This window comes from Citrobacter sp. GW821-FHT02E08, assembly GCF_059421685.1.
This window is the reverse complement of the sequence record NZ_JBWKVL010000001.1, coordinates 428159-440564: the sequence shown is the minus strand read 5'-3', so window position 1 is coordinate 440564 and position 12406 is coordinate 428159. Positions and strand designations below refer to the sequence as shown.

The 12406-nt window shown below is 53.3% G+C and carries 11 protein-coding genes; 3 read left to right on the top strand and 8 right to left on the bottom strand.

From position 1 onward, the window contains the following. The first annotated feature begins 396 nt into the window (after positions 1-396). Positions 397-1098, top strand: a complete 702-nt coding sequence (locus tag AC07UY_RS02100) for a helix-turn-helix transcriptional regulator (protein WP_494700666.1) — start codon at positions 397-399, stop codon at positions 1096-1098. Between the two features lie 136 nt (positions 1099-1234). On the opposite strand, the gene rcnR is transcribed toward AC07UY_RS02100, so the two are convergent. Then, on the bottom strand, positions 1235-1507 hold the full coding sequence (gene rcnR, locus AC07UY_RS02095; protein WP_192613352.1) for a Ni(II)/Co(II)-binding transcriptional repressor RcnR: 273 nt from the start codon (positions 1505-1507) through the stop codon (positions 1235-1237). A 120-nt stretch (positions 1508-1627) separates the two neighbouring features. On the opposite strand from rcnR, the gene AC07UY_RS02090 reads away from it, so the two are divergent. After that, positions 1628-2512 carry a nickel/cobalt efflux protein RcnA gene (locus tag AC07UY_RS02090; RefSeq protein ID WP_494700665.1) on the top strand — a complete coding sequence of 295 codons (885 nt, stop codon included), beginning with the start codon at positions 1628-1630 and terminating at the stop codon, positions 2510-2512. A gap of 72 nt (positions 2513-2584) precedes the next feature. Here the strand turns inward: AC07UY_RS02090 and AC07UY_RS02085 are convergent, their stop codons facing one another. The 7 genes from AC07UY_RS02085 to AC07UY_RS02055 form a co-directional block, all read right to left on the bottom strand. Continuing rightward, positions 2585-3967 (bottom strand): amidohydrolase family protein, encoded by a 1383-nt coding sequence (locus AC07UY_RS02085; protein WP_494700664.1) that lies wholly within the window; start codon positions 3965-3967, stop codon positions 2585-2587. A 12-nt stretch (positions 3968-3979) separates the two neighbouring features. Beyond that, positions 3980-4930, bottom strand: a complete 951-nt coding sequence (locus tag AC07UY_RS02080; RefSeq protein WP_494661338.1) for a carbamate kinase family protein — start codon at positions 4928-4930, stop codon at positions 3980-3982. Between the two features lie 24 nt (positions 4931-4954). Further along, positions 4955-6505, bottom strand: coding sequence for a xanthine permease (locus AC07UY_RS02075; protein WP_494661339.1), 1551 nt, complete (start codon positions 6503-6505; stop codon positions 4955-4957). A 117-nt stretch (positions 6506-6622) separates the two neighbouring features. After that, a complete protein-coding gene (locus tag AC07UY_RS02070) occupies positions 6623-8041 on the bottom strand; it encodes a YlbE family protein (protein ID WP_276294025.1) in 1419 nt (472 codons plus the stop codon). Beyond that, positions 8041-9588, bottom strand: a complete 1548-nt coding sequence (fdrA, locus tag AC07UY_RS02065) for an acyl-CoA synthetase FdrA (RefSeq protein WP_494700663.1) — start codon at positions 9586-9588, stop codon at positions 8041-8043. The genes AC07UY_RS02070 and fdrA overlap by 1 nt, the downstream gene beginning before the upstream one ends. After that, the gene (locus AC07UY_RS02060) at positions 9566-10399 is read right to left on the bottom strand and encodes an oxamate carbamoyltransferase subunit AllH family protein (protein WP_494700662.1); all 834 of its coding nucleotides are present in this window, start codon (positions 10397-10399) and stop codon (positions 9566-9568) included. The genes fdrA and AC07UY_RS02060 overlap by 23 nt, the downstream gene beginning before the upstream one ends. Positions 10400-10480: 81 nt before the next feature. Next, positions 10481-11086 (bottom strand): ankyrin repeat domain-containing protein, encoded by a 606-nt coding sequence (locus tag AC07UY_RS02055; RefSeq protein ID WP_494700661.1) that lies wholly within the window; start codon positions 11084-11086, stop codon positions 10481-10483. 390 nt (positions 11087-11476) lie between these two features. On the opposite strand from AC07UY_RS02055, the gene AC07UY_RS02050 reads away from it, so the two are divergent. Continuing rightward, positions 11477-12406, top strand: coding sequence for a LysR substrate-binding domain-containing protein (locus AC07UY_RS02050; RefSeq protein WP_203360111.1), 930 nt, complete (start codon positions 11477-11479; stop codon positions 12404-12406).

Below are 12406 nucleotides of genomic sequence, written 5' to 3'. Positions count from 1 at the left end.
TAAAAACCGAACAAACAGATAAATTACCATTTATATAACTCAATAGTCGCGTTACAAACCAATGGTTAAAATTAACAAAATCACAACCTTTAACCATTGATGCCATTTAGAGATAAATCTCATACATTTTTTTAATATAACTATTCCTGGTGCCATAGATAAAAATCCTGGACGACGGGTACGTACGTTCTGAGCATGAGTCTCTCTCGCCTGGATGTGCAAACGTTAACGAGCATTCAATTATTTTTTGAAAAATCAAAAAATATGACCAGTAAGAAAAGTAGTAATTTTTGATATTTAAACGAATTCACGACAGTAACAAGGTATGACGTGGAGTATTGACAGGTTTAAAAACGGATGAAATTATGAAATTATCTACGGATAGGGAGGTTCTTTATGGGGCTGGATGTTAAATTAAAAAACATTACCTGCAGCAGTTGTTCTTTACGTTGTAATATCATACCAGAGAAATCACCTCGATTACAGTACTGCGCCAATGCGTGTTTTTGCATGTGGCCAGAACAAAGTGTTTATTTTAATCGCGGGGTCATGGATGGTATTTTAAATAATAACCATAATGCCAGATTAAGCGGCTATATTTTCGTGGATTTTTCAATTAGCTACCTGCGGCTGTTTCTGAATACCGAATGGATTGACTATCTCGCCAGTACGGGAATGGGGATAATACTGGTCAGCGATCGGAATATGCAGTCGTTAGCGAACTATTGGCGGAAAAATCATACTGCAGTTTCGGCTGTCATCTACCATGACGACGGACTGGAGATCGCCAACGAAAAAATAAGGCAAGTGTTCATTGGGCGCTACTTGTCTTTTTCGAAAGGGAATACGCTCACGCAGATGGAATTTACCATTATGGGAAATATGGTGTCAGGGCAAAACCCACATCAAATAGCTCAAACGTTAAATACGGATATACGCAGCGTGTATGCGTATAAGCAACGAATCGAAAAAAGAATGGGCGGCAAAATAAATACGCTATTTATCCATTCTCATCCTATTACACAGGGAAAATCAGTCTTCCCAATGGTAAAGAAAGAATTTGATCGTTCGCTAATTCATTGGCAAAGGCACCGGTAAGATCAACAAGGAGCGGTTTTCAGGACCGAGAGCCCGAAACCACAACGTTTTGGACATGTTGAACGCTATATTACGCACCGGAACCAAACATTCGTTTGTTGTTAATGACACAGCAATAGTCGGGTGGCGCCCCCGACTATTTGATATAGGAATCCAGCACTTTCAGGATCACATCCAGATCTTCTTCGCGCTTTACTTCATCGCCCTGATGAACAATATGTTCGGTCAGATGACCCTTGATAACTTCCCGCATCAGTCCGTTCACCGCGCCACGAATCGCCGCGATCTGCTGTAAAACTGCCGCGCATTCATGGGGTTCATCCAGCATTTTTTTTAAGGCAACGACCTGCCCCTGAATTTTGCTGGTTCGCGCTTTAAGCTTTTGTTTATCCCTGATTGTATGTGACATAACAATACCTCCTTAACATAAATCATTGTGGATTATAGCATTGCGCTTCTACTGGGGGGTAGTATTCGGTACTGGGGGGGAGTAGAATGAAAACAGGTATAAAAACTAAGAATCATTCTCATGGGCGAATTCTCGACACTTCTTCAGCAAGGTAACGCCTGGTTTTTTATTCCCAGCGCGATTTTGTTAGGCATATTGCACGGGCTTGAACCCGGACACTCCAAGACGATGATGGCGGCATTTATCATCGCGATTAAAGGCACCGTCAGGCAGGCTGTAATGCTGGGGCTTGCCGCCACACTTTCGCATACTGCGGTTGTGTGGCTTATCGCGCTTGGAGGCATGTATATCAGCCGGGCATTTACCGCAGAATCGGTTGAACCCTGGCTACAGTTTATTTCCGCGATCATTATTCTGGGCACTGCGACCTGGATGTTCTGGCGCACATGGCAAGGTGAGCGAAACTGGCTGACGGAAGCGCATGACCATCATCACCATGAGCACGATCATCACCATCATGAGCATGAGCATCACCACCATCACCATAAGCATGAACACCATCACCACGATCATGACCATCATGACCATGCAGGACTGGAAGGATTAACCGCTGGCTCAAAAGCCTATCAGGACGCCCATGAACTCGCGCATGCCAGTGACATCCAGCGCCGCTTTCACGGCAGAGAAGTGACGAACGGGCAGATTGTATTATTTGGCCTGACCGGCGGGCTTATCCCCTGTCCTGCGGCAATCACCGTACTGCTGATTTGCATCCAGCTTAAAGCCTTCACCCTGGGCGCCACAATGGTGCTCTGCTTCAGTGTTGGTCTGGCGTTAACGCTGGTCACGGTTGGCGTGGGAGCGGCAATCAGTGTCCAGCAAGCGGCTAAACGCTGGAGCGGATTTAATCGCCTCGCCAGAAAAGCCCCTTACTTTTCCAGCCTGTTAATCGGCCTGGTCGGCGTCTATATGGGCATCCATGGCTATATGGGTATCGTCAGTTAGATAAGGGGCTGTGAGAGGCAGGAGAAGCCCACCGTGGATCCAGGACATGCGGTTCCACGGTAGGCGCAGACATTAGCTGGCGACGCTCCCCCACACCAGCTTGCCTTTATGGAATGTCGCGGTACGCGGCGAAATCCGTGCCACTGCTTCGGCAGAACAAGAGGCGTCCACCAGCACAAAACTGGCTTCATCCTGCGCTTTCGGCCAGACGCGCTCGCCTTTATCATTCAAGGGCAACACATCCCCCGTCGCCAGGAACAACGCCCGCGACAGGTTTTGCTCATTAGGACGAATGTAGAGCTGGGCGTACAGGTTCGCTTTCTCCAGCATGTCGCCCAGGCCATACGGCGACCAGTGATCGATCACGCTGTCCGTTCCGGTGATCACCGTCACGCCTTTGTCGCGCAACTGTTTGAGCGGCATATGTAACGTGCCAATCGGCACCGTCGAAGCAATGGTAATTTGCTGGGCAGCCATCCGGGTTGCCAGCGCATTGACCTGCTGCTCATTCAACGTGGCGAGCGCAAAGGCGTGGCTGATGGTTAACTTCCCTTTGAGTTGCGGCGTTTTTTCTACCCGTTCAACCATGTAATTCACCGCCGCAACGCCCGCCGGGCTGGTTTCGTGCAGATGAATATCGACGCCTTTGTCATAATCCAGCGCAATCTGGAACATGGTGTCGAGGGATTTCTCCATCGCGCCATCCACGCTGGTTGGGTCAAGACCGCCAACGTAGTGCGCCCCCGCCTGCATTGCTTCGCGCATCAACGGTTCTGATTTTGACAGCAGCAAACCATGCTGTGGAAAGGCCACAATTTCACACTCAAAGCCCGCTTTTCGGCGCGCCAGTACCGCCTGCAAATTTTCGAGATTTTTCAGCCCGGATACTGGCTCAATGTTGCAATGACTTCGCGCCACAGAGGTCCCTTTTGACTGCAACAGGTCAATCAGCTTTTCTGCCCGTTCCTGGGTATACGGCTGTAGCTCAGGCAACAACTTTTGCTCAAGCGCGATCATATCCTGAATGGTGGTGCCCGCCGGGCGATTCAGCGATCGCCACGGCCCGCCGTAGAAGGTTTTATCCAGGTGGATGTGCATGTCGCGCATCGCAGGCAACATCAACTTCCCGCCCGCATCGTAATGCGCCAGCGTCGCATCCGGATGGCTTTTATTGGCGCGTAGCGCAACCATTTTCCCGTCCTGAATCTCAACGGTTTGCAGCTCGGTTCGGGTATGCACCGCCACCGCATTCTCGTACTCGAAGCCCGCTTCCAGCAGCACGTTATCCAGATAGTAATGTGTGTCGTTGATGGTCATAGCGCCTTTCGCGTCACCGGTTGTCCCGACAGAATTAGCAGCATACGCGACCGGCGCCGCCGCGCCAAACAGTGCGGCGGCGGTGACCATTTTGCCGCTCTGACTCAGAAACTCACGGCGGCTTTTGTTTTCCTTCATCGCATCTTCCTTTTATGAATGGACGATATGGGTGCCCGTTTCGCCGCGCAGTGCGGCGGGCAGACATTCCGGCGTGGTGATGATCACCCGTTTACCGCCCTGTTGCAGAAACGCCAGGCTGGCGACAATTTTGGGCAACATGCTGCCGGGCGGGAAATGCCCTTCCTGCATGTAGCGGGTCATGGTGGGGATATCCACCCGCTCCAGCGCCTGCTGCTCAGGTTTGCCAAAGTGAATACAGACTTTCTCAACGCCGGTGGTGATCACCAGAATGTCGGCGTGGATCTCACGGGCCAGCAACGCCGTAGAGAGATCTTTATCAATGACGGCGTCCACGCTGTGATAATCGCCCTGCGGGCTTCGCACCACCGGGATCCCGCCGCCGCCCGCGCCAATAACCACAAAGCCTTGTTGGGTCAGCGTTTTAATGGCATCCGCTTCGACAATGCATTTCGGTTCCGGTGAGGCAACAACCCGACGATAGCCGCGACCGGAATCTTCCACAAAATGCCATTGCGGATTCGCCCGCTGCAGTTCATCGCGCTGGGCGGCGTTAAAAAATGCCCCGATGGGTTTAGTGGGATGGGCAAAACCAGGGTCGTTTTTGTCCACCTCCACCTGCGTCACGACGGTCACCGCTTTCTGCTCCCCATGACGCGCCAGGCGATTGTTCAACGCCTGCTGGATCAGATAACCGATACTGCCCTGAGTATCAGCTACGCAGTTCGCTAGCGGGGTTAACGGCAGCCCTTCGCGTTCATGGGCGATTTCCGCACGTCGCAGATCCAACCCAACCTGCGGTCCGTTACCGTGGGTCAGCACAATGTTGTAATCCGATGCCAGCATCTCCAGCACCGTATCCGCCACTGCTTTCACCGCCTCAGCCTGATGTTCAATCGACTGGCTGGCGTTATCTTTGATAATGCTGTTGCCGCCAATGGCAACGACCACAAGTTCTTTCATCGTGTCTTCATCCCATCAACGTATTCAGGTGGTTTTCGTCGGTTCCTGCGCGGTATCAGTCACCGCTTCCCGACTGTCGAGAAAATGCTTCAGTACAAACACGCCGCTCACCATCAGGTAGGCGAGGACGAACATCAGTGAAGTGCCTTCGGCAATCCCCACCATCGGCGAATGGATGACCCCAAACAGCGACAGCAGCGCGCCACAGGCGGCAGCCACCGCGCCCCGCAGCGGTTTATTGATAATCGCGAAGATGGCGATACACCCCCACAGCATACTGGCGAGCGGCGCACCGCTGCCAAGATGTACCAGTCCGTCGTAATAGACGCCTTTACTGTGCAACAGATCGCTGCCCAGCTTCGCCGCCGACGTCCCTGCGGCACCCATCACGCTATTCACGATGGTCAGCGCCCAGTTCGCTATCCACGGGAACAGACAGATGAAAATGACCGGCACCTCTATTTTTGGCGTTTCGCGCACCACCTGGTTGGCGGTCACTACGCCGATAAAGACCAGAATCGGTACGATGGCAGTCATCGGAATAATGGCGAGCATAAATGCCCCCAACCCAAACAGCGGGACGAGGAACATGGTGACGCCCGACGCCAGGGTATAACCAATGCTGGCGCCCATCGCTTTCCACCCGGCATGCCCCACGTAAACGGTGACCGGGAACGGGTTCCCCATCAGACAGCCGAGCATGGAAGAGAGCCCGTTCGCCAGCATCACTTTGCGGGTGTTGTACTCATCGCCAGCGGCGTGGGCGCTTTCAATGTTTTCAAGGTCAAAAATGTAGTTCGCCAGGCCCAACGGCACCGCCGAGGCCAGGTACGGCAGCGCATGCGGCAACCCTTGCAGGAAGCTATCGACATGGACTTCCGGCGGGTTGAAACCAAAAGAAGACATCGACGCTTTAATCGCTTCCGGGCTTTGCAGACCGGAAATCCACGCCAGCGCAGTACCGGCAATCAGCAGCAAAAGACCAGTGGGAATTCGCGCAAAGATCGGTTTTTTGCCAAACCAGTTAATGAAGATCAGCAGCAAGACGATGAACGAAACCGTTGGTGCTTCAAAAGCCTGCAGCATCGGGTTCATCGCCAGCAGCAATAAACCGAGTCCGGAGAGACAGGAGAGCAGCACGGTACGCGGGATCATCTTACGGATGGTTTCGCCCAGGAAGGAACCGCCCGCCAGGATCAGCGCCTCAACAAAACACCAGACCAGGCCTATCTGAATGGCGAAGTCGGCATCCTGGGTTTGCTGGTAAACCGGCATCAGTACGAGGAAGGTCACGGTAAAGATCGACGGCGCGCTCGGTCCGGACGGCAGCGCCGTCACATCGGTACGCCCCGTCTGTTTCGCCATCTGCATGGCAAACCAGGCATAAAAGATACTCGCCACCAGCACCGCCAGACCAAAAGCAGGCGCAATGCGGCCATACACGATCTCTTTGGGGATCCCCACAACAAAGATGAGGAGTCCCATCATCGTCAGCAGGTTAGTCAGATTGTTGGTCATCAGCCCGAAGTAAGCGGCCCAGTCACCACGTTTCCACTCTAGTTTTATTCTGTTCATGGAATATCCTTCACAGGTTAAGCATCATTTGCGATCCCGACGATCGCCCGGCCCTGCAGGTGAACAACGTTGTTAGCTTTGCGACACCAGGGCTAACGGTGTTAGCCCCTGTGGTTGTTATTGGCAGTAGCGGTCACGCCAGCTCAGAATCGCCTTTTCAAAGCAGGCGAACGGCGGGTGGACAATGCCGGCGCCGATCATGCCGATCCCCGCATCTTTGTGCGCGATGGCGGTATTGATCACCGGCAAAATGCCGGTACTGCCGACGCGCGTGATGTCGATAGCCGTAGGGATCCCCATAAAGCCCAGCAATGGAATGGTGACGTTCGGGTTTTCGCCCAGCGTTATCTCTCTCATCTGACGGGAGAAATCGACGGCCTCTTCCACCGTGCCTCCCACCAGCGCCACGATGGCGGGTGCGGTTGCCATGGCAAAGCCACCGATACCGTAGGTTTCCGTGATGGCGCTATCGCCGATATCACGCCCGGAGTCCTCCGGCTTATAACCGGCGAACATCGGGCCAATCACCTGCTGCGCCGGACCGGTGAACCAGTGTCCGGGCAGACCGCTGATGCGCAGACCAAACTCCACGCCGTTACGTGCCATGGTGGTCACGACGGTGCTGTACTCAATGCCGTGAGCGGCGTCCATCGCGGCTTTACACATTGCCATCCACGTCGGGCCGGAGAAGTAGTCGCTGCTGGCGACGAACTCAAACACTTCACGCTGCTGCGCCACCGGATACCCGGTCTGAATAATCCACGGCGTCAGCGCCTGAATCAGTAGCGCGGTGCCTGCGTTGTTGCGGTTATGACATTCATCACCCATGTGCAACGCCTGCGCCAGCATCAGTCGCAGATCGATTTCACCCGCCAGTTTCATGGCATCGCGCAACATCGGTCCCAGCACATCGCGCATCCACACCAGACGGTCGATGACGCTCTGATCGTTAGCGCCCATGCGCAGGATCTTCGCCATCTGTTCGCTCATGTTGGTATACGCGCGATTGCCGTAGGTTTTGTTCTCCACGATGTGCATGAACATCGACGCGGAAGTGACCCCCGCCATCGACCCCACACAGTCGTGCTCATGGCAGGGTGAGAAGGTAATTTCACCGGAGGCGGCAAGCTCTGCGGCCTGTTCCAGATCGCTCGCCAGCCCTTCAAAAACCAGCGCCCCTGTCACGGCGCCTTTCATCGCACCACACATTTTTTCCCAGCGAATCGGCGGTCCGGCGTGAAGAATGGTTTTGCGGGTCATCCCCGGTACGACGTTGATCGCCTGGTCATAGCCAATCAGTACCGGATGGGACTGAATAATGCGTTCCAGCGCCTGCTGGTTAGCGGCGGCAATTTTCTCCGCCAGCGGGGAATCTGCAATCTGATCCAGCGCGCTGACAACCTGCATGTTGCCCTGACCCGGCGGTGTCCAGTCGAGTTGAGTGACCGGCACATGCTGTTTTTTCAGATCATCACTGAACATGGCAATGCCGACGTTAATCACGTTGAGTGGCTGGTTAAACAGTGACTGGCTCATCAGGCTTCCTCCCCTTTGCAAACAAATTCACGCGCCAGCAATCCGGTATTGGTGCTGCTGCTTGCCCAAATCACGCCAGCGTCCGTCAGCATCTGGCACTGTTTTTCCAGCGACGGCGTATCGAGATCGGTGCCGAGCACATAGCCCAATATTTCCAGCGGGCGTCCTTCTGCGGCGGCGATCGCCTTCGCCTCTTTGACAGCATCGATCATGACGCCGACTGGATCCTCGTGCGATCCGAACCCGAGGACAAAATCCATCACGATCACACCGACTTGCGGATCGCGCGCTTCCTGTAACAGGCGGCTGATGCGATTGGTGGGGTCGATCATCGGGTGCGGCTTGCCGTTGGTAAAATCGTCATCGCCAAAATCGAGGAAGGTATGCGCCACGCTGCGGTTGAGATCCGTCAGACGGCGGCTCGGGTCCGGGTGAATATTGCTATAAACTTCGTCATGTTTTTCCATCGCGGCGAACATGGCTTCGTCGCACAGCGTGCCGCCGCAGAACAGTCCGCGAATGTATTTTTGCTGCGGCGTCAGGCGGGCGCGCACCTCTTCGATCAGCGACCAGTTGAGCGGATGGAGATCCAGGCTCTCTTTTTTCACCCCTGTCAGCAGCACCGCTTTCAGCGCCGCCTCTTTGGTTCCGCGCGCAAACAGCAGGCCGTTTTCGTCTGCGGGTGGTTCTTCGCGACCGAGGAAACAGACCACCACCGGTTTCTGACAATTGCGCGCGCGTTCCAGCACCTTGCGGGCAACGGCAGGTGCTGGAGGTTTGGAGATCAGCGCGATAATCTCCGTTTGCGGGTCGGCTTCCAGCATGCCGATGGCGTCCAGCATCATCAGACCGCCAATCTTTTCACTCAGATCGCGCCCGCCGGTGCCAATAAGTTGGGAAATCCCCCCGCCGAATTCGTGGATACGCACGCTCAGCTCCTGGCTACCGGTACCCGATGCGCCAACAATACCGATATTGCCGCGACGCACGGCGTTGCCAAAGCACAGCGCCGTACCATTGATGATGGCTGTGCCGCAATCCGGTCCCATCATCAGCAGCCCTTTTTCGTGTGCCAGTTGCTTGAGCGCCAGTTCATCCTCAATGGAAACATTGTCGGAGAAGAGCATCACATTGAGGTTGTTTTGCAGTGCCTGCCGGGCTTCGCGCGCTGCGAATAACCCGTTGACCGAGATCACCGCCAGGTTGCTGTCTGGCACATGCATTTTCGCACTGGCCAGGGTGGCGTAACGCGCTTCATGCTGGCCGCCCTGTTCTTTATGCGTGAATAGCGCATCGATGGCGACCAGGGTTTTCTCGTTCGCCGCGTCGCTGGCGCCCTTAATCACAATCATCAGATCGCCGCTTTTTGCCTCGTTCAGCTCGGGCGTCAGCAGACCGAGATTTTTCAGTACGCCTTTGTTCATCTCTGTTGCCATCGCCACAAACGCCTGCTCCACGCCTTCCAGCTTATTGGCGCGCGTGGAGATGGACATCAGCGAGACGGAATCAAAATACGTGTTCTTTTTAACAACTATCCTGATTGACATAATTCCCTCCAGACCAGTGGCTCAAAGCGCAGGCGTCCGCCATACCGTAAAGCATGTCGCAGCCAGAACTTGAACCGATATTTTTAATGTCGGTAATAATATGGGTAGAAAAATTATCTGACTCGGTAATAATATTTTTTACCAGTCGCGTAATACTTTCCCGATACCGTCGATGAAAAGCCTCCTCCAGCGTTATTTTGCTGATCAGCGTGGTATTTTCTCCGGCGTATCGTAAGGCTGTTAAAAATGTGTCCTGATATTTTTCCAGCGGATGTCCGCGGATAAATAAAATAATGCTCAAACCCACTAAATAATCATCGGATGACGGCGTTAATCCGATTCCAAGACCGATTAGGCGGGTAATCGCATCCGTCATATTTTGTTGTTGCTGCAGCGCAGAAAGTAAATATTGGCGGCGCTGCTGCAGTTCTCTGGCTAATTCGCGATAAAAGGGATTATCGCCGGTATACAAAAACAGAGTGTCGTCACATCCGAGATGCTGATACAGCGTCCCGGCCCAGCGTCGCCAGGGAATGGCGGTAAAACAATCCTCGCTCATTGATATTTCAGGCATCAACCAGCGCGTGCAGGCAACGGTTTCAATCCATTTATCATCGCCTATTGCGATCCCTGACGCCGTAAATCTGACCTGTTCACCAGGGCGGAACAGGTGGTTGCAATGTGTCAGCGCCAGACGGCAGCTGTTAGGGGCGTTGTCACAGCGTTCACTGAGGAGTGTCAGTAATCGCTGCTGTCCGGGAATGAACAGGTTTACCGCCCGGGAAAAAACCTGTTCAACCCGTCCCTCCATTCGCTGTGCGAGAAACGCGCTATCTGCCGTTAACGCCCTGACGCATTGCCGTAATGGCGATGCGATAATGGTGTTCCTCCGTCAGGCGCCTGCGGCAATCAACAGCCCGGCAATCTCGTGATACCCCTTCTCCTGCGCCAGTTCCAGCGGGGTTTTACCGTATTTGTCCGTCATGTGTGGGTTCGCACCGTTGTCCAGCAGCAGCTTGACGATCTCCTGCTGTTTTGCGCCGCCATCGTTGAGCACAATGGCCTCCAACAGCGGCGTCCAGCCGACAAAATTGGTGTGGTTGACGTTAATATTCGTGCGTGTGAGCAGTTCACGGACAATCTCGACGTGACCTTTTTCGCTGGCTGGCGTAATTCCCACACCGCCAAAACGGCTCAGACGGTCGAGATCAGGGTTGGCAGGTAATACCGTACGCAGCAGGGTTAAATCGTTGGTCAGGCAGCTGATGAGGAAAGGGTTAAAACAGGTTTGATCCTGCTTATTAATATCCGCACCCGCCGCAATCAATAAAGACACACACTCGTAGTGTTTATTCAGACTGGCAATAATAATCGCAGTTCGTCCCTGACGATTAGTGGCGTTAATATCCACATTATTTTCCAGACAGGATTTTAATCCTTCAGCATTGCCCTGCTCTGCTGCTAGCAGAAATTCTGTGATGAGTTCGTTCTCAGACATATTCCCTCTCCTGCAGTTTTTAGACTTCTTGCAATTCCGATAGCCTGAGAATAGCAACAGAGTGATGAGAAAAACATCCGCTTAAATTTCATTCATCGTAAGCGCGTCGATTATTGAAATAAATTTCACAATAAAGACAAAATGTGCGGCAGAGCAATCTTTCTCTTATGGTTAGCCTCCTTTCTATCCCGGGTTGTAATGCGCGCCCCCCTCTCTCCAGGCAGCACAGCGTGTGGCCTGTCACTAAAGCTCAGAAGTGTGATTCTCTTCAAATCAAATGTAACTTTAGTGTTAAATTTCGTTCAAAACTGATTGCCTGCCATAAGGATTACAAATACATTCAACAATCGCTGCATGACAGACGACAAACGCAGGGCATGGGGGAGAAAGATGAATTCAATTTTTACCGAGGAGAATCTGTTGGCCTTCACGATGGCTGCCCGCTATGGCAGTTTTAGTAAGGCGGCAGAGGAGCTTGGCGTAACCACCTCAGCCATTAGTTACACCATCAAGCGGATGGAAATGGGACTTGATGTTGTTCTGTTTACCCGCAACACGCGCAGCATTGAGTTAACCGAGTCCGGCCGCTATTTCTTTCGCAAAGCGACCGATCTGCTGAACGACTTCCACGCCATCAAGCGCAGTATTGACACGATTGCCCAGGGCATCGAAGCGCGAGTGCGCATTTGCATCAACCAGTTGCTCTATACCCCAAAACATACCGCCCGACTGTTGCAGGTGCTGAAAAAGCAGTTTCCAACCTGCCAGATAACGGTGACGACAGAGGTGTACAACGGCGTCTGGGATTCCATTATCAATAACCAGGCCAACATCGCGATTGGCGCACCGGACACGCTGCTCGACGGCGGCGGTATCGACTACACCGAAATCGGCGCCATCCGTTGGGCATTTGCAATCGCCCCGGATCATCCGCTGGCCTTTATGCCGGAGCCCATTTCCGAGAGCCAACTGCGCTTGTACCCAAACATCATGGTCGAAGATACGGCGCACACGATTAATAAAAAAGTGGGCTGGCTGCTGCATGGTCAGGAGTCGATTCTGGTGCCCGATTTCAACACCAAGTGCCAATGTCAGATTCTGGGGGAAGGGATTGGCTTTTTGCCAGACTACATGGTGCGGGAAGCGATGGAAAAATCGCTGCTGGTGACCCGTCAGATCCACAACCCTCGTCAGGACTCACGTATGTTGCTGGCGACTCAGCATTCGGCTACAGGCCGTGTGACCCAGTGGATTAAAAAAGAGTTTGGCCCACACGGTGTACTGACGGGAATTTATCAGGATCTGCTGCACCGGGAGTGA

What these genes read in the sequence shown, in the direction of transcription:
- AC07UY_RS02100 (WP_494700666.1), top strand. Translation starts at nt 397, where the DNA reads ATGGGGCTGGATGTTAAATTAAAAAACATTACCTGCAGCAGTTGTTCT.
- rcnR (WP_192613352.1), bottom strand. Translation starts at nt 1,507, where the DNA reads ATGTCACATACAATCAGGGATAAACAAAAGCTTAAAGCGCGAACCAGC.
- AC07UY_RS02090 (WP_494700665.1), top strand. Translation starts at nt 1,628, where the DNA reads ATGGGCGAATTCTCGACACTTCTTCAGCAAGGTAACGCCTGGTTTTTT.
- AC07UY_RS02085 (WP_494700664.1), bottom strand. Translation starts at nt 3,967, where the DNA reads ATGAAGGAAAACAAAAGCCGCCGTGAGTTTCTGAGTCAGAGCGGCAAA.
- AC07UY_RS02080 (WP_494661338.1), bottom strand. Translation starts at nt 4,930, where the DNA reads ATGAAAGAACTTGTGGTCGTTGCCATTGGCGGCAACAGCATTATCAAA.
- AC07UY_RS02075 (WP_494661339.1), bottom strand. Translation starts at nt 6,505, where the DNA reads ATGAACAGAATAAAACTAGAGTGGAAACGTGGTGACTGGGCCGCTTAC.
- AC07UY_RS02070 (WP_276294025.1), bottom strand. Translation starts at nt 8,041, where the DNA reads ATGAGCCAGTCACTGTTTAACCAGCCACTCAACGTGATTAACGTCGGC.
- fdrA (WP_494700663.1), bottom strand. Translation starts at nt 9,588, where the DNA reads ATGTCAATCAGGATAGTTGTTAAAAAGAACACGTATTTTGATTCCGTC.
- AC07UY_RS02060 (WP_494700662.1), bottom strand. Translation starts at nt 10,399, where the DNA reads ATGGAGGGACGGGTTGAACAGGTTTTTTCCCGGGCGGTAAACCTGTTC.
- AC07UY_RS02055 (WP_494700661.1), bottom strand. Translation starts at nt 11,086, where the DNA reads ATGTCTGAGAACGAACTCATCACAGAATTTCTGCTAGCAGCAGAGCAG.
- AC07UY_RS02050 (WP_203360111.1), top strand. Translation starts at nt 11,477, where the DNA reads ATGAATTCAATTTTTACCGAGGAGAATCTGTTGGCCTTCACGATGGCT.